Annotated in this window: 15 protein-coding genes; 2 read left to right on the forward strand and 13 right to left on the reverse strand. The window is 64.4% G+C overall.

Annotated elements, in window-relative coordinates:
* Positions 1-122 precede the first annotated feature (122 nt).
* Complete coding sequence (locus tag AC1DX2_RS03390) at positions 123-1,115, reverse strand: RluA family pseudouridine synthase (protein WP_477195752.1); 993 nt, start codon at positions 1,113-1,115, stop codon at positions 123-125.
* 53 nt (positions 1,116-1,168) lie between these two features.
* Between AC1DX2_RS03390 and AC1DX2_RS03395 the strand changes: the two genes are divergently transcribed.
* Positions 1,169-1,963 carry an outer membrane protein assembly factor BamD gene (locus AC1DX2_RS03395; protein ID WP_477194875.1) on the forward strand — a complete coding sequence of 265 codons (795 nt, stop codon included), beginning with the start codon at positions 1,169-1,171 and terminating at the stop codon, positions 1,961-1,963.
* Between the two features lie 186 nt (positions 1,964-2,149).
* Here the strand turns inward: AC1DX2_RS03395 and AC1DX2_RS03400 are convergent, their stop codons facing one another.
* From AC1DX2_RS03400 to AC1DX2_RS03410, 3 genes are all read right to left on the reverse strand, one after another.
* The gene (locus AC1DX2_RS03400) at positions 2,150-3,082 is read right to left on the reverse strand and encodes a PEP-CTERM sorting domain-containing protein (protein WP_477194876.1); all 933 of its coding nucleotides are present in this window, start codon (positions 3,080-3,082) and stop codon (positions 2,150-2,152) included.
* Positions 3,083-3,337: 255 nt separating this feature from the next.
* On the reverse strand, positions 3,338-5,350 hold the full coding sequence (locus tag AC1DX2_RS03405) for an ATP-dependent DNA helicase (RefSeq protein WP_477194877.1): 2,013 nt from the start codon (positions 5,348-5,350) through the stop codon (positions 3,338-3,340).
* Positions 5,347-5,550, reverse strand: a complete 204-nt coding sequence (locus AC1DX2_RS03410) for a YdcH family protein (protein WP_477194878.1) — start codon at positions 5,548-5,550, stop codon at positions 5,347-5,349. Before AC1DX2_RS03410 ends, AC1DX2_RS03405 begins: the two co-directional genes overlap by 4 nt.
* 164 nt (positions 5,551-5,714) lie before the next feature.
* On the opposite strand from AC1DX2_RS03410, the gene AC1DX2_RS03415 reads away from it, so the two are divergent.
* The gene (locus tag AC1DX2_RS03415) at positions 5,715-6,476 is read left to right on the forward strand and encodes a PP2C family protein-serine/threonine phosphatase (protein WP_477194879.1); all 762 of its coding nucleotides are present in this window, start codon (positions 5,715-5,717) and stop codon (positions 6,474-6,476) included.
* A gap of 10 nt (positions 6,477-6,486) precedes the next feature.
* Here AC1DX2_RS03415 and AC1DX2_RS03420 read toward each other — a convergent pair whose 3' ends face one another.
* The 9 genes from AC1DX2_RS03420 to AC1DX2_RS03460 form a co-directional block, all read right to left on the reverse strand.
* The gene (locus tag AC1DX2_RS03420; RefSeq protein ID WP_477194880.1) at positions 6,487-7,080 is read right to left on the reverse strand and encodes a hypothetical protein; all 594 of its coding nucleotides are present in this window, start codon (positions 7,078-7,080) and stop codon (positions 6,487-6,489) included.
* A complete protein-coding gene (gene zapE, locus AC1DX2_RS03425) occupies positions 7,080-8,180 on the reverse strand; it encodes a cell division protein ZapE (RefSeq protein WP_477194881.1) in 1,101 nt (366 codons plus the stop codon). The genes AC1DX2_RS03420 and zapE overlap by 1 nt, the downstream gene beginning before the upstream one ends.
* Before the next feature lie 10 nt (positions 8,181-8,190).
* Complete coding sequence (lpdA, locus tag AC1DX2_RS03430; RefSeq protein ID WP_477194882.1) at positions 8,191-9,618, reverse strand: dihydrolipoyl dehydrogenase; 1,428 nt, start codon at positions 9,616-9,618, stop codon at positions 8,191-8,193.
* Between the two features lie 61 nt (positions 9,619-9,679).
* Entirely contained in the window at positions 9,680-10,951 is a 1,272-nt protein-coding gene (gene odhB, locus AC1DX2_RS03435; protein WP_477194883.1) for a 2-oxoglutarate dehydrogenase complex dihydrolipoyllysine-residue succinyltransferase, read from the reverse strand.
* A 36-nt stretch (positions 10,952-10,987) separates the two neighbouring features.
* On the reverse strand, positions 10,988-13,882 hold the full coding sequence (locus AC1DX2_RS03440; protein ID WP_477194884.1) for a 2-oxoglutarate dehydrogenase E1 component: 2,895 nt from the start codon (positions 13,880-13,882) through the stop codon (positions 10,988-10,990).
* Positions 13,883-14,047: 165 nt separating this feature from the next.
* The gene (locus AC1DX2_RS03445) at positions 14,048-15,943 is read right to left on the reverse strand and encodes a propionate--CoA ligase (RefSeq protein WP_477194885.1); all 1,896 of its coding nucleotides are present in this window, start codon (positions 15,941-15,943) and stop codon (positions 14,048-14,050) included.
* A gap of 228 nt (positions 15,944-16,171) precedes the next feature.
* Positions 16,172-16,903 carry a protein NO VEIN domain-containing protein gene (locus AC1DX2_RS03450; RefSeq protein ID WP_477194886.1) on the reverse strand — a complete coding sequence of 244 codons (732 nt, stop codon included), beginning with the start codon at positions 16,901-16,903 and terminating at the stop codon, positions 16,172-16,174.
* Between the two features lie 354 nt (positions 16,904-17,257).
* Positions 17,258-18,730, reverse strand: a complete 1,473-nt coding sequence (locus AC1DX2_RS03455) for an AAA family ATPase (RefSeq protein WP_477194887.1) — start codon at positions 18,728-18,730, stop codon at positions 17,258-17,260.
* Between the two features lie 155 nt (positions 18,731-18,885).
* Positions 18,886-20,277, reverse strand: coding sequence for an ATP-dependent nuclease (locus AC1DX2_RS03460; RefSeq protein WP_477194888.1), 1,392 nt, complete (start codon positions 20,275-20,277; stop codon positions 18,886-18,888).
* Positions 20,278-20,432 lie beyond the last annotated feature (155 nt).

Here is a 20,432-nt window from a genome sequence, read left to right on the forward strand (position 1 = left end):
CAGGGAAAAAGGGCACTTTCACCAGTGCGAAATCAAATGGATTCATGCTCGGGGCGCAGCGGGCGAAACAGCGGAAGGTTCACCGTGCGGACCGGGGGCATCGCTGCCAGAGGCCGGGGCCATCAAGGCCCTTGTCGCAGATTGTAGCTCAGGCCCCACTGGGCCAGGGCGGCGGCCATGTCGGCAGGCAGCGGCGCCTCAAACACCAGATCCTGCCCCGTGGCCGGATGGCGGAAGGCCAGCCGCCAGGCGTGCAGCGCCTGGCGCGCCATGCCGGCCGCAGGGGCGCCGCCGTACAGCTCGTCAGCCACCAGCGGATGGCCCAGCGAGGCCATGTGCACGCGGATCTGGTGCGTGCGCCCGGTGTGCAGCGCGCAGCGCACCCAACAGCCCTGGTCGGCGTTTTCCAGCAGCGTGATGGTGGTGCGCGCCGCCTTGCCGGGGGTGCGCGCCAGGTCCACCACGGCCATGCGCAGGCGGTTGCGCGGGTCCCGGCCCACGGGGCCGTCCACGTCGCGCTCCCGGGGGCCGCTCCAGGGCTTGTGGGCCAGCGCCAGGTATTGGCGGCTGACCTCGCGCGCGGCGATCATGCGCACCAGCGCATCCATGGTGGCGCGGGTGCGCGCCACCACCATCAGGCCGCTGGTGTCCTTGTCCAGCCGGTGCACGATGCCGGCGCGCGGCAGCAGTGCGGCCTGGGCGTCCAGCGCCAGCAGGCCGTTGAGTAAAGTGCCATGCCAATTGCCCGGCGCCGGGTGCACCACCAGGCCGGCCGGCTTGTGGATGACCAGCAGGTGCTCGTCCTGGTGCACCACGTCCAGCGCCATGGGCTCGGGCTTGAAGGCCTGGCTTTGCGGCGTGGGGCGCAGCTCCAGCACGGCGTGGTCGCCGGCGCGCAGCTTGGCGGCCGGTTTCTTCAGCAACTGGCCGTTGACGGTCAGCCCCCCTTGCTCCACCAACTGCTGCAGGTAGCTGCGCGAGAACTCGGGAACCAGTTCCACCAGCACGTGGTCCAACCGGCGGCCGTGCAGGCTGGCGGGTACCTGCAGCTCGCGCAGCTCCGTCTCGGCGCTGGTTTCGGCCGCATCGTCCGCGCCGTCTTCGGCCTCCAGCATGCCGGGGGCGGTCGATATAATCGTTTGGGAATGATTCAAGAAAGATGCCAGTGATGCTTCGTGCCAAATTATCGGTGGTCTGCCTGTTGTTGATCGCCGGGTGCTCGTCCACCCCCGAAGACAAGACCGCTGGCCAGACCCCGCAGCGCATCTACGCCGATGCCCAGGAGGAAATGAAGGCTGGCGGCTGGGACCGCGCCATCCCGCTGCTGGAAAAGCTGGAAGGCCGTGCCGCCGGCACGCCGCTGGCGCAGCAGGCCGAGCTGGACAAGGCCTACGCCCAATACAAGACCGCCGAGCCGGTGCAGGCCGTGGCCACGCTGGACCGCTTCATGAAGCTGCACCCGGCCAGCCCGGCGTATGACTACGCGCTGTACCTGAAAGGCATCGTCAACTTCAACGACGACCTGGGCCTGTTCAGCTTCATCACCGACCAGGACCTGGCCGAGCGCGACCAGAAGGCGGCCAAGGAGTCTTACGAAGCCTTCCGCGAGCTGACCACGCGCTTCCCGCAATCGCGCTACACGCCCGATGCGTCGCGCCGCATGATCTACATCGTCAACACGCTGGCGCAGAACGAAGTGCACGTGGCGCGCTACTACTACAGCCGCGGCGCCTACCTGGCCGCCGTCAACCGCGCCCAGGTGGCGATTTCCGACTACCGCGAAGCGCCGGCACTGGAAGAAGCGCTGTTCGTGATGATGAAGTCCTACGAGGCGCTGAACCTGACACAGTTGCGCGACGACACCAAGCGCGTGCTGGAAGCCAACTACCCCAACAGCGACTTCCTGAAATACGGCGCCCGCGTGGCGACCAAGAAGTGGTGGCAGATCTGGGCGCTGTGGTGAAGTAGAGCGCCCGGGGTTACCCACTTCGCGTGGCCCCTGTCCCCAGGGGTGCAGTTGAGTTGGCTGTCGCCCAATGGCGCTCCAGTGATTGGGGCGCGCTCACACAGCGTGCTTGCTACCGGCACAATGCCTGACGACCGGCGCCGTGGTGACGGCGCCGTTCAGCTTACCGCGCGCTGGCGCGTATCAGCCCAGATGTTTGGCGCTGCGGCGCTTGGCCATGGCCGTGGCCAGCAGGGCCAGGCTCAAGCCCAACAGCGCCAGACTGCCGGGTTCCGGCACGTCATTGGTAGAGGCAAACTTGTAGCCGGCAATGGCCAGTTCTTCAAACCCATGCTCGTTGCCGCGAATGGACATTTGCACCACAAAGGAGTCAGTGTCCAGGAACAGGCCGTCATACAGGTCGAAGGTGGGTATCACCGCGAAGTAATCCGGTTTGCCGCTGCCGTTGGTATCCCAGTGGTAGGTGGTGCCGCTGGTGGTGGGCGCGGGGATGTTGCAATTGTCGTAAGGCGTAGGCGCGGCCGGGCCGATATAGGGGCTGCCGCAGGATGTCACCCGCGCGTCAATGTCGTAGCTGCCATTGGCATTGGTGTCGAGCGAGAACGAGGCAATCTGTGAGGCGCCGCGGTAGACCGCCACCCGGCCGGAGATGAGCAGGTCGGGGTTTTGGGCGTTCTCGTTGTGGTCGAACACAAACAGCGGCTGGTAGCTGGTGCCGCCCAACGTCAGGTACTGCCGGATCAGGCCCACGGTGCCGGTCATGCCCATGCCCCAGGTACCGTCGAAATCGCCCGAGTTCAGGGCATCCATGGGCGCTTGGTAGCCTGCCGGGTTGGCCACGCTGTTGCTCGTATACACGATCACGCCCAGGGTGCCGGAGCCGCTGGCGAAACTGAAGTTGCTGGTATTGCCCGGCAACTTGCCGGCTGCCTGCTGCTGCGTCAACAACGAAGCTGAGTAAACCAGAGCCTGGTCAAATTGTTGCGGCGGCAAGCCGTCCACCAAGCCGCCCGGCAATGTCAGCACCACGGGCGCTGCCTGTGCCATGCCTGACAAACCGAGCACCGTCAAAACGGCCACCAATGCGCGCGGAATCGATGCGAATGTGGTTTTCATAGAGACTCTCCTGGAAAGTTGGTCTCCCTTTTTCGCTTAAAAAACAAGCAAGTTTCATGCAAAAAAACATTCACATTTGAAATCAAGAACTTAACGGCTGGGCCGTTGGAAAGGGGTTCTTGAGTGTCAATTTTTTCGACGCTGGTGGCGGCCAAATCAGGTCTCAGCCCATCGCCCGCCAGGGTTGCCCGGCCGGTCCGATAGACAGCCAGTCGGGCCGTCAACGACGGGCGGCCCGGGAATTTGAGCCCGGCTTCACCCCATCAACGGGTGATCCGCCCTCAGCGCCTCCAGCGCCTGCATCAGTTCTTCTTCACTGGCCAGCCGCCGCATCGGTGGCAGCGCCGCCAGCAGGCGCCGGCCATAGCCCATCTGCACCAGCCGCGTGTCGCAGACGATCAGCACGCCCTGGTCGGACTCGCGGCGTATCAACCGCCCGGCGCCCTGCTTCAGGGCCACGGCCGCCTCGGCCAGGTAGTAGTCGCTGAAGGCGCTGCGGCCCTGCTCTTCCAACCGGCGTGAGCGGGCCTGCACCAGCGGGTCGTTGGGCGGGGGGAACGGCAGCTTGTCCACCACCACCAGTTGCAGCGCATCGCCCGGCACGTCAAAGCCCTCCCAGAACGAGGCCGAGGCCACCAGGATGCACCCTGCTCGCCCGCCTTCGCTGCCCTGGCGAAAGCGCTCCATCAGCTCGCGCTTGGGTTTCTCGCCCTGCACCAGCACCTCCAGCACGCCCGATGCGCTGAAATGCGCCTGCAAGGCCTCGCTGATGCTGCGCAAGGCCCGCAGCGTGGTGGTCAGCACCAGCGTGCGCCCGCCCAGCGTGGGGGTGATGCGCTGCACCAGGCGCGCCACCGCCTCGCTGTGCCCCGGCTCGTTGGGCTTGGGCAGGTTGCGCGGCACGTAGACCGCGGCCTGGTGGGGGTAGTCGAACGGGCTGCTGACCCGCAGCACCTCGGCCTCTTGCAGGCCGCAGGGCTCGGTGAACCAGGTCAGCGCGGCGTCATCGCCCAGCGTGGCCGAGGTGAATATCCAGGACTTGCCACCCGGCTCCTGCTGCTGCGCATCACCAGCGCGCAGCAGCTTGTCGCGCACCGCATCGGCAATGTCCAGTGGTGACTCCACCAGCCGCGCCTGGTGGCCCACGTCCAGCCAGCGCACCGAGCCGTTGGCGCAGGGGGCGCTGAAGAACGCCACGTGGCCGGCCAGCGTGCCGGCGCGCTCGCGCAGGCGCTGGAAGTCCGGCGCGCTGTCTTCCACCTGGCCCAGCGCTTCCTGGGCCTGTTCACAGGCCTGGGCCACGCCAGCCAGTGCGTCGGCCCATTCCTGCTCGGCCACCTGCTCGGGGGCCGGGCCGTCCCAGCGCAGCTTGCCGCCCGGCACCCGGCCCACCACCAGGCGCAGGTCGCGTGCGGCGTGCTCCACGTTGGCGGCCACCTGTTGCCAGTCCGCCAGGCCGCGCGCCAGTTGCAGGCCGCAGGCCAGCAGATCGCGGCCGAACTCCAGCAGCTGCCCGCTGGACAGCTGCCGGCCCAGGAACTGCACGCCGGTCTCGTTGATCTGGTGCGCCTCGTCAAAGATCACCGTGCGCACGCTGGGCAGCAGCTCGGCCATGCCGGACTCGCGCACCGCCATGTCGGCAAAGAACAGGTGGTGGTTGACCACCACCACGTCGGCGCCCATGGCATCGCGCCGTGCCAGGTTCACATGGCAGGCGCGGAATTTCGGGCACTCGCCGCCCAGGCAGTTGTCGCGGGTGGAGGTGACCAGCGGGATCAGCGGCGAGCGCTCGTCCAGGCCCGGCAGCTCGGCCAGGTCGCCGCTGCGGGTGGTCTGCGACCACTGCTCCACCTTGGCCAGCGTGCGCTGGGCCAGGCGGTCGGCATCCAGGCTGGCGTCATGGCGCGCCTGCTCCATGCGGTGCAGGCACAGGTAGTTGGCGCGGCCCTTCAGCAAGGCGGTCTGCACCGGCAGGCCCAGGGCCTCCTTCAGGCGCGGCAGGTCGCGCCCATACAGCTGGTCTTGCAGCGCCTTGGTGGCGGTGGACAGCAGCACCCGCTCGCCGCTGAGCAGCGCCGGCACCAGGTAAGAAAAGGTCTTGCCCACGCCGGTGCCGGCTTCCACCACCAGGGCGCCGCCGGTTTCCATCTTGCGGGCGATGGCCAGCGCCATCTCGGTCTGGCCGGCGCGTGGGGTGAACTCGTCCACCGTTTGCGACAGCAAGCCACCAGGCGCAAAGGCCTGCTCCACCAGGGCGTGCAGACTCATGCGGGCTCGTTGGGGTCCAGCTCGCGCTGCAGCCGGGCTATTTCATCGCGCAGGCCCAGGCGCCGCTTTTTAAGCCGGCGCATCATCAGTTCGTCCAGGGGTTGTTCGTTGCCCATGCGGTCGATCAGCGCGTCCAGGTCCGCATGCTCCATGCGCAACTCGATCAACCGCCTGTCGGGGGAATGCAAATTGGAATCCAAATCGGTGGCCGGTAGTGCGAGTTCAGGTGATCCACTGATTCTAGTGAGCCCTCAAGGTGGATACAAGTTCGCCAGTGCAAAAGGCGATTTGGCACAGGATTGCCTCCATAATGGACGCCGAACACCGCGATCCCTGCGGACTGAATTTTTCTCTTCTGACACGCATGGCCAAAGGCTACCGACTGACCGCCTCCACCGGCATCCACAAGGGTGACCGCGAATACCAGCAAGACCAGGTGGCCCTGTTGAACCACCACCGGGTCAACGGCTGCATCCTGGCCGTGGTGGCCGATGGCATGGGGGGCCGCAGCGGCGGGCGCAAGGCCTCCGACCAGGTGATGCTGACGGCCAAGCAGCTCTTCGAGCGCTATTCCCCCGAATCGGACGACGCCGGCGCCATGCTGACCCAGCTGGTGCAGGAAGCCCACATCGTCATCAAGCTGACCGCCATCTCCGCCGAGCAGGAGCCGCACAGCACGGTGGCCGCCTTCATGATCAACCCCGGCGGCGACTGCCACTGGGTGCATTCGGGCGACTCGCGCATCTACCACTTCCACGGCAACAAGTTCGTCAAGCGCACGTTCGACCACTCCTACGTGCAGGCGCTGGTGGCGCGCGGCGAGATCACCGAGGAAGAGGCCAACGTGCACCCGCAGTCCAACATCCTGATGGGCTGCTTGGGCACCGAGGCCGACCCGACGCTGGACATCCACTTCATCCCCAAGCTGCGCGCCGGCGACGTGCTGATGGCCTGCAGCGACGGCGTGTGGCACTACTTCACGCAGGTGGAGCTGGGCTCGGTGCTGGCCACGCTGTCGGCCCGCGAAGCCACCGAGTTCCTGATCGAGAAGGCGCGCTCACGCGGCCGGGGCACCGGCGACAACCTGTCGCTCGTCATCGTCAAACTCGAACCCCTTACCGAATAAGGTCAGCCCTTCAGGGCGCGTCGGGCAAGGGCTTGGCGCGTCCGCTGGCGGGCTGCTCTGACAGGCGTTTGAGCACGTCCGCCTTGTGTTTCTGGGCCTCGGTCTGCTTCTGGTCGAAGCGGCGCAGGTTTTCGGCCGCAGGCGGCGCTGGCCGGGGTGCCGAGGCCGGGGCGCGGCGCAAGGTGGCGCTGGTGGGCGGCGCCCTGGGCGGCGCGGCCTCCTTGGGCTGGCGCGGCGGCTGGGCCTGCACGCGGGCATCCCGGGCGGCCTGCTCACCGGCCTTTTCCTGCGCGCGCTGCCACTGCAGTTGCGCATTGCGACGGCGCTCGGCGTCGTTCAGGCTGATTTCGCGCTTGCGCAGGCCCTCCAGTTCCACCCGCGCCTTGGCGCGCACGTCCGTCAGGCAGTCGGCCACGGCGAACAACTGGTAACAGGCCTTTTCGCGCTCCATGGTGCGGGCGTCAATGTCGCGGCGCGCGCGCTCAATGGCCGCGCGCTCGGCCGCCTCGTCGGGCGTGGCAGCCCGCACCAGGCCAGGCACGGCGGCCAGCACCAGGCTGGCAGCGACAACGGTCAACAGGGCACGGTACAGGGTGGTGGTCATCAGGTCAGCCGCGTGTCCACCACGCGGCGCTCCAGGCCCAGGAATTCACTGGATTGCATCTCGTTGAGCCTTGAAATGGTGCGCGGGAATTCGTGCGCCAGCGGCCCTTCGGTATACAACGCTTCAGGCGCCACGGCGGCGGACAGGATGAGCTTGACGCGCCGGTCATACAGCACGTCGATCAGCCAGGTGAAGCGGCGCGCCTCCGACGCCATGCGCACCGGCATGTAGGGCACGTCGCTGAGCAGCACGGTGTGGAACTGCGTGGCGATCTCCAGGTAGTCGTTCTGCGAGCGCGGGCCGCCGCACAGCGTCTTGAAATCGAACCACACCACGCCCCCGGCCTTGCGGCGGGCGCGGATCTCGCGCGCCTCGATGTGCAGCACCGGGTCCTCGTCCTGCTTTTCGGCCAGGCGGTTAAAGGCCTCGGTCATCTCGGCGTCGGCCTGCGCGCCCAGCGGCGTGTGGTACAGGCGCAGCTGCTCCAGCGTGCGGCGGCGGTAGTCCACGCCGTTGTCCACCGACAGCACCTCCAGGTGCTGGTTCAGCAGCGCAATGGCCGGCAGGATGCGGTCGCGGTGCAGGCCGCCGGGGTAGAGGTCGTCGGGCTTGAAGTTGGAGGTGGTGACAAAGCCCACGCCGTTGGCGAACAGCGCCGCCAGCAGGCGGTGCAGGATCATCGCGTCGGTGATGTCGGCGACGTGGAACTCGTCAAAGCAGATCAGTTTGTAGCGCAGCGCGATGCGCCGGCCCAGCTCGTCCAGCGGGTTCACCGTGCCCTGCAGATCGGCCAGCTCGCGGTGCACCTCGCGCATGAACTCGTGGAAGTGCAGCCGCGTCTTGCGGCGCAGCGGCACGGCGCTGAAGAAACAATCCATCAAAAAGCTCTTGCCCCGGCCCACGCCGCCGTGCATGTAGACACCGCGCGGGATGTCGGGCCGGTTGATCAGCTTCTTCAGCGAGTTGGAGCGCTTCTCCTTGTAGGCCGTCCATTCGGCGGCGCAGCGGTCCAGCGCCTCCACCGCGCGCAGCTGCGCGGGGTCGCTGTGGAAACCCCGCGTCTTCAGCTCCGCTTCGTAGATTTCACGGACAGACGACAAAGCGCCGACCTCAGAAGTTCAGCGTGCGCTTGTCAACGGCCAACGCCGCTTCCTTGGTGGCTTCGCTCAGGCTCGGGTGGGCATGGCAGATGCGGGCGATGTCCTCGCTGCTGGCGCGGAACTCCATCGCCACCACGCATTCGGAAATCAGCTCGCTGGCCATGGGGCCGACGATGTGCACACCCAAAATCTCGTCCGTGGTGGCATCGGCCAGCATCTTCACCATGCCGGTGGTGTCGCCCAGCGCCCGCGCCCGGCCGTTGGCCAGGAAGGGGAAGGTACCCGCCTTGTAGGCACGGCCGGATGCTTTGAGCTGCTGCTCGGTCTGGCCGACCCAGGCGATCTCCGGGCTGGTGTAGATCACCCACGGAATCGTATTGAAGTTGACGTGCCCATGCTGGCCGGCAATGCGCTCGGCCACCGCCACGCCCTCTTCCTCGGCCTTGTGCGCCAGCATCGGGCCGCGCACCACGTCGCCAATCGCCCACACATTGGGCAGGTTGGTCTTGCACTCGTCGTCCACCACAATGGCGCCACGGTCGTCCAGCTTCAGGCCCACCGCCTCGGGCGCCAGGCCAATGGTGTTGGGCACGCGGCCGATGGAGACGATCAGCTTGTCCACCTCCAGCGTCTGCGCCTCGCCCTTGGCATTGGTCCAGGCCACGCTGACGCCCTTCTTGCCGGACTTGATGTCGCCCACCTTGACGCCCAGCTCCACCTTCAGGCCCTGCTTGTCAAAGGCCTTCTTGGCTTCCTTGGCGATCTGCTCGTCCACCGCGCCCAGGAAGGTGGGCAGCGCTTCGAGCACCGTCACCTCGGCACCCAGGCGGCGCCACACCGAGCCCATCTCCAGGCCGATGACGCCAGAGCCGATCAGGCCCAGCTTCTTCGGCACCGCGCCAATGCTCAAGGCACCGTCGTTGGACAGGATGTTCTGCTCGTCAAACGGCGCACCCGGCAGCGCACGGGCGTTGGAGCCGGTGGCCACGATGATGTGCTTGCCGGTGATGGTTTCCTCAGCGGTGCCGGCCACCTTGATCTCGTAGCCGCCGTCGGCCGCCTTGACGAACGAGCCGCGGCCGTGGAAGGACGTCACCTTGTTCTTCTTGAACAGGAACTGGATGCCGTCGTTGTTCTGCTTCACCACCGTGTCCTTGCGCGCCAGCATCTTGGTCACATCCAGCCCCAGGCCGGTGACGTTGATGCCGTGGTCGGCAAAGTGCTTGCCGGCATGCTCGTAGTGCTCGCTGGACTGCAGCAGCGCCTTGGACGGGATGCAGCCCACGTTGGTGCAGGTGCCGCCCAGTGCCGGGCCGCCCTTGGCGTTCTTCCACTCGTCGATGCAGGCGGTGCTGAAGCCCAGCTGGGCGGCGCGGATGGCGGCAATGTAGCCGCCGGGACCGCCACCGATGACGATCACATCAAATTGTTTTGCCATGATTTCTGCTTGGTTGGAGGTGGCGCGCAGCCATGTTGCCGCGCGCCGCCCCGCGAGAGGATTAGATGTCGAACAGCAACCGCGCGGGATCTTCCAGCGCTTCCTTCATCGCCACCAGCCCCAGCACGGCTTCGCGGCCGTCGATGATGCGGTGGTCGTAGCTCATCGCCAGGTAGTTGATGGGTCGCACCACCACCTGGCCGTTTTCCACCACCGCGCGGTCCTTGGTGGCGTGCACGCCCAGGATGGCCGACTGCGGCGGGTTGATGATGGGGGTGGACAGCATGGAGCCGAACACGCCGCCGTTGGAGATGGAGAAGGTGCCGCCGGTCATTTCCTCAATGCCCAGCTTGCCGTCGCGCGCCTTGGCGCCGTACTCGGCGATCTTCTTCTCGATGTCGGCAAAGCTCATCTGGTCGGCATTGCGCAGAATGGGCACCACCAGACCGCGCGGCGAGCCCACCGCGATGCCGATGTCGAAATAGCCGTGGTAGACGATGTCGTTGCCGTCCACCGAGGCGTTCAGCACCGGGTATTTCTTCAGCGCATGCACTGCGGCCTTGACGAAGAAGCTCATGAAGCCGATCTTGACGCCGTGCTCCTTCTCGAACTTCTCCTGGAAGCGCTTGCGCATCTCCATCACCGGGGCCATGTTGACCTCGTTGAAGGTGGTCAGGATGGCGTTGCTGGATTGCGATTGCAGCAGCCGCTCGGCCACGCGGGCGCGCAGGCGACTCATGGGCACGCGCTGCTCGGGACGGTTGCCCAGGCCAAACGGCGACGGTGCGGCCACCTGCGGCAGCGTGCTGGTGGGCACGCCGGTGGGGATGGCCACCGGCGCTGCAGCCGGCTTGGCGCCGCCAGAGGCCACGGCCCCCAGCACGTCGCCCTTGGTCACGCGGCCGTCACGACCGCTGCCGGCCACCGAGCCGGCGGCCAGGTTGTTGTCGGCCATCAGCTTGGCGGCAGCGGGCATGGCCACGCCGGCCATGCTGCCACCGGTGGCGGCGGCGGCGGTAGCCGGTGCAGCGGCGGCAGGCGCCGGTGCGGGGGCGGCAGCAGCGGCGGCAGGCGCTGCGGCAGCGCCCTTGCCTTCGGTGTCGATGCGGGCGATCAGCTGGTCGGCCACCACGGTGCCGCCATCGGCCACCACGATCTCGGCCAGCACGCCGGCGGCGGGCGCCGGCACTTCCAGCACCACCTTATCGGTTTCGATCTCGATCAGGATTTCGTCGATCGCAACGGCCTCACCGGCCTTCTTCTTCCACTGCAGCATGGTGGCCTCGGCCACGGACTCGGACAACTGCGGGACTTTGACTTCTACGATAGCCATAAATTTCTTTCTGTGTTCTTTTGATTGCGCTCGCGCTTACTTGGTCAGCACGAAGCCCTTGATCTTGCCGAAGGCGCCTTCCACCAGCGCCTTTTGCTGCTCCTGGTGCAGGTGCGAATACCCCACGGCGGGCGACGCCGATGCGGCGCGGCCGGAGTAACCCAGCTTCTGCCCTTCCATCATGTTTTCGTGGATGTAGTGCTGCACGAAGAACCAGGCGCCCTGGTTCTGCGGCTCGTCCTGGCACCACACCACCTCGGTGGCGTTGGGGTAGCGCTTGAGCTCGGTGGCAAAGGCCTTGTGCGGGAACGGGTAGAGCTGCTCCACGCGCAGGATGGCGACGTCGTCGTGGCCCTTTTCCTCGCGCTTCTTGGCCAGGTCGTAATACACCTTGCCGGAGCAGGCAATGACGCGCTTGACCTTGTCGGCCTTGATGTCGCGCTGCTCGGGGATCACGGTCTGGAAACCGCCCTTGGTGAACTCGGACAGCGGCGAGGTGGCGTCCTTGTTGCGCAGCAGCGACTTGGGCGTCATGATGATCAGCGGCTTGCGCAGGTTGCGCACCTGCTGGCGGCGCAGCACGTGGAAGATCTGGCTGGCCGTGGTGGGCTGCACCACCTGCATGTTGGTGTCGGCGCTCAGCTGCATGAAGCGCTCCAGCCGTGCCGAGCTGTGCTCGGGGCCCTGGCCTTCGTAGCCATGCGGCAGCATCAGCGTGATGCCGTTCACACGGCCCCACTTCACCTCGCCCGAGGCGATGAACTGGTCGATCACCACCTGGGCGCCGTTGACGAAGTCGCCAAACTGGGCTTCCCAGATCACCAGCGTGTTGGGGTCGTTCGAGGCGTAGCCGTATTCAAAGGCCAGCACCGCTTCCTCGGACAGGATGGAGTCGATCACCACGAACGGCGCCTGGCCCTCGGCCACGTTTTGCAGCGGCGTGTAGGTGCCCTCGTCGTACTTTTCGCGGTTCTGGTCATGCACCACCGCATGGCGGTGGGTGAAGGTGCCACGGCCGCAGTCTTCACCGCTCAGGCGCACCGGGTAGCCGCTGGCCACCAGCGACGCAAACGCCATGTGCTCGCCCATGCCCCAGTCCACTGGGATGTCGCCCCGGCCCATGGCGGCGCGGTCGTCCAGCACCTTCTTCACCAGCTGGTGCGGCGTGATGTTGGCCGGCAGCGTGGTGATGCGCTCGGCCAGGCGCTTCCACTCGGCCATGGGGATGGCGGTGTCGCCGGCATCGGTCCACTTCTTGCCCAGGTAGGGCGACCAGTCCACCGCGTACTTGCTCTTGAAGTTGGTCAGCACCGGGTCCACCGTGTGGCGGCCGGCGTCCATGGCGGCGCGGTAGGCCTTGACCATGTCGTCGCCCAGCGTGGCGCCCAGGCCTTGCGCGGCCAGCTTGTCGGCATACAGCTTGCGCGTGCCGGGGTGCTGGGCGATCTTCTTGTACATCAGCGGCTGCGTCAGCGAGGGGGTGTCCTGCTCGTTGTGGCCCAGCTTGCGGAAGCAGATGATGTCCACCACCACGTCCTTGCGGAACTCCATGCGGAACTCCAGCGCCAGCTGGGTGGCCCAGACCACCGCCTCGGGGTCGTCGCCGTTGACGTGCAGCACCGGCGCCTCGATCATCTTGACGATGTCACTGCAATACAGCGTGGAGCGGCTGTCGCGCGGGTCGCTGGTGGTGAAGCCGATCTGGTTGTTGATGACGATGTGCACCGTGCCGCCGGTGGAATAGCCCCGCGTTTCGGCCAGCGCCAGCGTTTCCATCACCACGCCCTGGCCGGCAAAGGCGGCGTCGCCGTGCACCAGCACCGGCAGCACCTGCTTGCCCAGCGGGTCGCTGCGGCGGTCCATGCGGGCGCGCACCGAGCCTTCCACCACCGGGTTGACGATTTCCAGGTGCGAGGGGTTGAAGGCCAGCGTCAGGTGCACCGGGCCGCCGGGCGAGGTGACGTCCGAGCTGAAGCCCTGGTGGTACTTGACATCGCCGCTGGTCAGCTCTTCCGGCGCGGTGTGGTCAAACTCGGCGAACAGGTCGGCCGGCATCTTGCCCAGCGAATTGACCAGCACGTTCAGCCGGCCACGGTGCGCCATGCCGATGACGATTTCCTGCACGCCCTTGGCGCCGGCCAGCTGGATCAGCTCGTCCATGGAGGCGATGAAGCTCTCGCCGCCCTCCAGCGAAAAGCGCTTCTGCCCCACGTACTTGGTGTGCAGGAAGCGCTCCAGGCCCTCGGCCGCCGTCAGGCGGTCCAGGATGTGCTTTTTCTTGTCGGCGGAATAGGTGGGCGTGGAGCGCACGGTCTCCAGCTTTTGCTGCCACCAGCGCTTCTGGTTCTGGTCGGTGGCATACATGTACTCGGCGCCAATGCTGCCGCAGTAGGTCTGGCGCAGCGCGTTCATCAGCTCGCGCAGGCTCATGGATTCGCGGCCGAAGAAGGTGTTGCTGGTGTTGAACACCGTTTCCTGGTCGGCGTCGGCAAAGCCGTAGAAGCCGGGCTCCAGCTCGGGGATCTTTTCGCGCTCGGTGCGCTTCAGCGGGTCCAGGTCGGCCCAGCGGGCGCCGACGTTGCGGTACGCGGCAATCAGCTGCTGCACTGCGGTGCGCTTGCGGCCCATTTCGGAATCAGCCCCGGTGGCCATCACCACCTTGGTGCCGCCCTGCTTGGCGCGCTCGGCAAAGGCGTTGATCACCGGCATGTGGGCCACGTCCTTGGCGCTGCTGCCGTCAGAGGCGGGCACGTGCTGCAACGCATCGAAATACTCGCGCCAGGTGTCGGGCACGCTGCCGGGGTTGGCCAGGTAGTTCTCGTACATCTCTTCGACGTACGGGGCGTTGCCGCCAAACAGGTAGGTGTTGCCTTGGTAGGCCTGGTAGACGGACGCGGCCGAAGATGCCCCGTTGGGCGATGTATCACTCATTTGACGCTGACCTCCGTTTCCCTTCAGGAAACATAAGCTGGTTAAAGCGGGTTGGTTAACCTTCCGCGGCACGGCTTGACCGTTTGGCGGATGCGACTGTGGCGTGGGAAGGGGCCTAAGTTACAGGCAGGATTGTGCCACCCTTTGCTGACGACCGTCAAAAGCTCAGGAAACCACCCTGTCACGGATTTGCTGCAGCGCAGCGGGGTCGTCCATGGTGGTCAGGTCGCCCGGGTCGCGCCCTTCGCACACCGCCTGGATGGCGCGGCGCAGCAGCTTGCCGCTGCGGGTTTTGGGCAGCAGGCTGACAAACCGCACGCGGGCCGGCCGCGCCAGCGCGCCCAGGCTGGCGTCCACCGTCTTCATCACCTCGCCTTCCAGGCGCAGGGCTGCGGCGTCGTCGTTCAGGATGGTGGCGTCTTTCGGCACCACGAAGGCCATGGCCACCTGGCCCTTCAGTGCGTCGGCCACGCCCACCACCGCCACCTCGGCCACGCCGGGGTGGCCGGAGATGCTTTCTTCAATCTCGCGCGTGCCCAGGCGGTGGCCGGCGACGTTGATGACGTCATCGGTGCGGCCCAGGATGAAGAAATAGCCCTCCTCGTCGCGTATGCCCCAGTCAAAGGTGCTGTAGACCAGCTTGTCGGGCACCGTCTTCCAATAAGTGTTGACGAAGCGCGCATCGTCCCGCCACACGGTTTGCATGCAGCCCGGCGGCAGCGGGCCTTCGATGACCACCACCCCCTTTTCGTTGGCGCCGGTCAGCTCCTCACCGGTGATCTCGCTCAGCAGCTTGACGTTGTAGCCATACATGGCCACGCCCGGGCTGCCAAACTTGCTGGGCTTTTTCTCCACGCCGTTGGCAATGGTCAAGATGGGCCAGCCGGTTTCGGTCTGCCAGTAGTTGTCGATGATGGGCACGCCCAGCGCGCCGCTGATCCACTGCGCCGTGGGCGCGTCCAGCGGCTCGCCGGCCAGGTACAAGGCCTTGAGGCTGGAAACATCGTGCTTGCGCATCAGCTCAGGGTCTTGTTTCTTCAGCACCCGCACCGCCGTGGGGGCGGTGAACATGCGTGTGACCTTGTACTTTTCCACCAGCCGCCACCAGATGCTGGCGTCGGGCCGGGTCGGCAGGCCCTCGTACACGATGGTGGCCATGCCGGCGATCAGCGGGCCATAGACGATGTAGCTGTGCCCCACCACCCAGCCGATGTCGCTGGCGCAAAAATAGGTTTCACCCGGCCGGCCCTGGAAGATGTGCTGCATGCTGGCGGCCAGCGCCACCGCATAACCACCGGTGTCGCGCTGCACGCCCTTGGGCTTGCCAGTGGTGCCGGATGTGTACAGCGTGTAGCTGACGTGGGTGGCGTCCAGCCACACGCAGGGCACCTGCACGTCCAGGTGCTGCAGGCGCAGGTCGGCCCACAGGTGGTCGCGGCCGGGCACCAGGTCCAGCAGCGCCAGCTGCCGGTCCAGCAGCAGCACCGCCTCGGGCTTGTGCGTGGCCAGGGCAATGGCCTGGTCCAGCAGCGGCTTGTAGGGGATGATCTTGCCGCTGCGCGAGCCGGCATCCGCGCTGACGATGACCTTGGGCGCGGCGTCGTCAATGCGCGAGGCCAGCGAACTGGACGCAAAGCCGCCAAACACCACGCAGTGGATGGCGCCTATGCGCGCGCAGGCCAGCATGGTAAACACCGCCTCGGCCACCATGGGCATGTAGACCAGCACGCGGTCGCCCTGCCCCACGCCCAGGGTCTGCAGCATGGCGGCGGTGCGCTGCACCTCGGCATGCAGCTCAGCATAGGTGTAGACGCGCTCCTGGTCGGTCTCGGTGGAGACGGCGATCAGCGCCGCCTGCTCGGCCCGCGCCGCCAGGTGCCGGTCCACCGCGTTGTGGCACAGGTTGGTGGTGCCGCCCACGAACCAGCGGGCAAACGGCGGGTTGCTGTAGTCGCAAATCTGCTGCGGCGGCGTCTGCCAGTCAATCAGCCGGGCCTGCTCGGCCCAGAACTCGTCGCGCTGGTCCAGCGAACGGCGATAAAAATCCGCATAGGCGGTCATGCCCGGTCTCCTCGTATGGTCTTACCCCCAATGATGCGCCGGGAGCTTGCAGTTGGCTGACTGGGGGCGCTTTGGGCGGCGATTTTGTTGATATGGCGCAAGGCAAGGTTGCAGGGCGCCAAGATACCGAAGGTGCTTCAAGGTGACTGCGCCGGCACCTTCAGCACCTTGGTAGACACTCAACCCTTGCGAATCTGTCCATCCCCCAGTTGAGGGATTTCAAAGGGATTAGGTTTTGGCCAATGTGCATTCCCACGCCAACTCATCAAACTGAAACCTTTGTTTGAGTTCGTCAAGCGGCATCAACCGCATCTTTGGTGTAGAGAGCGCGCTGGTCACCATGGCCAAGCGCCAGTTCACCTTGGCTGCACAGCGATTCTCATTGCGACTCAGAAAGAACCGCTCGACAGGTCCGCTGGTTCCCTTGACTTCTACTAAAAGCACTTCTGTCGGACCTTCCACTAGCAGGTCATACCCTAAGTTCAATGCTTCATGGCTTTCCACCCTGTAACCCATGGCCCTGAAATGGTTGGTGACATGGCCAACCGCAGCTCTCTCAACACGGCGTCTGGTTTCTGGGTCGCCAAACCCACCAGACCGCACCTCTACAACGACCTCGTCCGTCTGCTCCAGAAACAGAACGCCGGCGATGTCATCGACAGGCCTGTCTCCATGCCAACGCATGATGGTCACCGGGTCAGTCTTGTATCCAATTGCCCTGTAGCAACCGACAAACTTCCACCAACCTGTGGCCCGCTTGATGTAGACCGGCACACTCGCGGCGCAGTCCAAGAACAAGCGCGCATTGGCTTCTATTCGCGGTCCTTTGCCCACTAAGATGACGCCGGGCGCTTGCGGGTTTAAGTCCAAGCGCAGGGCCAGCCCCTTAACTATTCCATCTTTGGTGCGGATATAGCTGTCACCGCCGGCCAGCAAACGGTTCAACTGATCAGTGCTCACCAGACCAGGCTCTGATGCTGGCGTCGTGTTCGCAGCCCTGCCACCTCCTCCCTTCGGCGCGCTTAGGGTACAAGAGGCCGTTCTATCACGATGTTCGAAATGGGCCGGTGATCCGGGGCCTTGCCGATGAGGGTCAACAAGCCCCCCACACTCGGTGCAAAGGAAATCTTGCAAGGGCTGATTACGCTGGCGCCAGCCATCGCGCAGAGTCACCGCCCTCGCCACAGTGACGGCTTCACCGTCCAGCAAAGCAGATACAGCTCTAACCAAGGTGACCTCCTCGTTGTGGTGCGGGATTCTTGCATGAGGGCAGGGGCAGGGGAATCCACCAAGGTGCTGAAGAAGCTGATGCCGTCAGCCTACAGCACCTTCGGCATCTTGGTCATCAGCCCGTGGCGTGCGGCTGGCCAACTTCCAAAACCAGGTGCCGGCGGGGCCGCTCTTGGTCTTGTAGACCATCAGGTCCTCAGCCGCGCGGCGCACGGCGGCCCAGGGCACGCCTGCTTCGGTGGCCTGCTCGCGAACCCTGTTGGCCGGCGTGAATCCGTCTGCCAGTACACGGCGCAGGAACTGGCAGGCCTGCTCCAGGCTGCTGCTACTGCCGCCGCCTTCCCCGCCCGCGCCCTCCGGCTCCGCCAGCAGCTCCCTGGCCGTGCCGTGCACCGGCTGGCCCCACACGATGCAGCTGGTCTCCACGCCCGGCATCACCATCAGCTCGTCGATGCTGTATTCGAAGCCGTCGCCGTCGCGGCCAATGTTGTTCTTGCCCCGCACCAGCACGCGCCGGGGCACGCTGTTGCCTGAGGCGTCTTGCGCGGTGCCCGCCACTTTGCCCGCCAGCAGCACGATGCGCGCCATGGCACCGAAGGCAATCGACCCCGTCACCCGCGCCACCGGGTCGCCCCCCGCGCCGCCCTTGCTGAAGTGGCTGATGCCCAGCACCACCGCGTCCAGCCGGCTGGCCAGATCCACCAGCGGCTGCAGCGCGCGGCGCACCTCGGTGTTCTTGTGGCTGTCACCCGCCACGGCGGACACCACCGGGTCCACCACCAGCAGGCGCACACCGCCTATGCGCCGCGCCGCGCGCTCCAGCGCGGCCATGTCGTGCGCCGGGTCAAACGGCTGCACCTGCCCGCCCGGCCCGCGCCGGCCATGCACGAAGAAGCAGCGCTTGCGCACGGCGCCTGCCGCCATCAGGCGCGGCAGCAGCGTGTCTTTCGGGTCGTCTTCGCCGCTCCACACCAGGATGTTGCCGGGCTGGCTCTCACCATCCGTGTCGCAATGCGTACCGTCCGGCCAGGTGCCCGCGCGGGTGACGGTGGCGGCCAGCGCCAGCGCAATGGTGGTCTTGCCCTGCCCCGGCGCCCCGGCCAGGATGTGCAGCTTGCCCAAAGCCAGCCAGCCATGCCACAACCAACGCACCGGCTCGGGGGTGAAGTCTTCGCCGTTGACGAAGATGATGTCGCCGATGTTGTTGCCGTCGTCGGGTTCGGGCGGTTCGGGCGCAAGCCGTTCACCCTCCAACCGTCCGCCTGCCAACCGTTCGCCCTGAGCCCCGTCGAAGGGTGCGCTCGCCAAAAGCGCCTCCTCATCCCGCCCAAACGACTCCCAAGCCTCCTGCTCGGCCAGATCGGCGGCTGAGGGCGCCTCAGCCGGCGCCCCGTCTTCCTGTTCCGCCTCCATCGGCCACTTGAACGGCCCGCGCAAGGTTATCGCCGCATCTACCTCGGCATAGGTCTGCGCCAGCCGGTTTTTACGGCTGAAGGGGTTGCTGTTGGGGCTGGCCTGCCCTTGCTGTTGCTGCTGCTGTTGTTCCCTGGTTTCCAATGCAATGCTCCTGTGGGTTGGGATGCATTGATTGTTTTTTTTGAGGGGGTTTTTGAATAGGTGGAATGGGTGGGGGAACTAAATTCTCATATCTACCAGCTTTTAGACATTGCAATTGCGGAGCATCGAGGTTCCACAAAGACGCAAATCAAGTTCTACTTGATCTCCTTCTTCATTTTCTCTATCGACTCCTTCAATTCTGCTTCGCTGAACTTGTCACCATTGTCTGGATGATGGATGCAGTTTCGAACATAGGTTGGGAGGGTAATTTGATTCCGAGTGCCTTTCCATGGCTTGTCTTTATCCAGCTTCATCCTTTGATGAAAGACAACCTCATCAAAGTTTCTCAAGCTACCTCTCTTCTCATCGGTCAAATCTTCCTCTTGGAAGTCATCGTGCAATTGACTGTATAGCTCGGTATGAAAGTCACGACTTAAAACAGAAAAAACCTCATAGCTGACGCTTGCGTAGGTGGATACTTTTTTGTCAAACCGAGTGACTTCGGAAGCGATGTGATTCTTCGTAACTCTTAGATTTCTGCTCAAATCGCGCTTGTCAATCATGTGGTTGGAATGTGTGGCAAAGAATGCGATGTTGTCCCGCTCATTGCTCGTTATCTTCACCAGCTCGGTCAACAAGTATTCTTGCGCCAACGGATGCAAATGGGTTTCAGGTTCATCCAACAGAAGAATAGATCTGGAAAATTCTTGATTTCTGTTTTGTGCCGAAACAGTCAACAAAAATGAAATGAACTGTTTAAAGCCGTCGCTTCGTTGATCGATTGTTCTTGCCTTTCCTAGCCCAGTGTCTCTGACATGGAAATTGATTTTCTTTTCGTTTACTAAGAATGTGATCTCAACGGGGTGATCTGGCCAGACGGTCTGAATATGCTTCGTGACCGTCCCTCCCAATTCCCTTTGAAGTTGGTCGATTTCCGTAGAGTCCTCTCCCATTTCCGCTATACGCTGTGCAATGTCATCGATACCTGCTAGTCGAAAGCAATTTCTCAATGGCACCGAAGTTCCGGCAGGATCAGATGAGAACGCGGCCAAGTCTATCGCCTGAGAAATCAAGTAATTGTCTCGTGCTGCCCAAAAAATGGGAACATGCACGCTCCCGGCTGGCAATTTTCCAACAACGTATTCTGTGAGTGGCTTTTGAGCATCATGGTGTGTTCCGATATACCAACTCTTGTTAAATGAACTTGGAGTGAAACGGCAGCCGAAGGTAATTAAATCTTTTCTAATAGGGCCTTGAATTTCCTCATATTCCGATAACAAAAATGTCCCGATTGCATCCATCTCAGCCGGCTCAACTGAGTAGGTATATTCGATGCAGATCGGCTCTTTCTTATCGTGAAAATCTTTCGCAGTTACTTTGCTGTCGGATCCACCAAGAGCTATTGCTTTCAGGATGCTCGATTTTCCCGCTTCGTTCAAACCAATCAATCCGTATGTTCGACTACCGTCGTCAAGCTGGCTGCATTGCAGGGTGAGGCGAGAAATACTCCGGAAATTTGATATTTCAACTTGCTTGAGTTCACTCATCGATGTCTCCCGGTTTACTTTAGGTATGGAACACGGCGAATCTTAAAGGTACAGGCTGGCCAAGTCTTACATCAAATTGGCGATGCGACGTCGTTGCATTTTGGCGGACATTAATGCTGATACTTTGGCCTCCGCCAGTAGCTACCCGAGCCGCC

The organism is Hylemonella sp. P2_B10 (assembly GCF_056404875.1).

Excerpts from the sequence above, each read along its gene's own strand:
- AC1DX2_RS03390 (WP_477195752.1), bottom strand. The coding sequence starts at position 1,115 with ATGCTGGAGGCCGAAGACGGCGCGGACGATGCGGCCGAAACCAGCGCC.
- AC1DX2_RS03395 (WP_477194875.1), top strand. The coding sequence starts at position 1,169 with ATGCTTCGTGCCAAATTATCGGTGGTCTGCCTGTTGTTGATCGCCGGG.
- AC1DX2_RS03400 (WP_477194876.1), bottom strand. The coding sequence starts at position 3,082 with ATGAAAACCACATTCGCATCGATTCCGCGCGCATTGGTGGCCGTTTTG.
- AC1DX2_RS03405 (WP_477194877.1), bottom strand. The coding sequence starts at position 5,350 with ATGAGTCTGCACGCCCTGGTGGAGCAGGCCTTTGCGCCTGGTGGCTTG.
- AC1DX2_RS03415 (WP_477194879.1), top strand. The coding sequence starts at position 5,715 with ATGGCCAAAGGCTACCGACTGACCGCCTCCACCGGCATCCACAAGGGT.
- AC1DX2_RS03420 (WP_477194880.1), bottom strand. The coding sequence starts at position 7,080 with ATGACCACCACCCTGTACCGTGCCCTGTTGACCGTTGTCGCTGCCAGC.
- lpdA (WP_477194882.1), bottom strand. The coding sequence starts at position 9,618 with ATGGCAAAACAATTTGATGTGATCGTCATCGGTGGCGGTCCCGGCGGC.
- odhB (WP_477194883.1), bottom strand. The coding sequence starts at position 10,951 with ATGGCTATCGTAGAAGTCAAAGTCCCGCAGTTGTCCGAGTCCGTGGCC.
- AC1DX2_RS03440 (WP_477194884.1), bottom strand. The coding sequence starts at position 13,882 with ATGAGTGATACATCGCCCAACGGGGCATCTTCGGCCGCGTCCGTCTAC.
- AC1DX2_RS03445 (WP_477194885.1), bottom strand. The coding sequence starts at position 15,943 with ATGACCGCCTATGCGGATTTTTATCGCCGTTCGCTGGACCAGCGCGAC.
- AC1DX2_RS03460 (WP_477194888.1), bottom strand. The coding sequence starts at position 20,277 with ATGAGTGAACTCAAGCAAGTTGAAATATCAAATTTCCGGAGTATTTCT.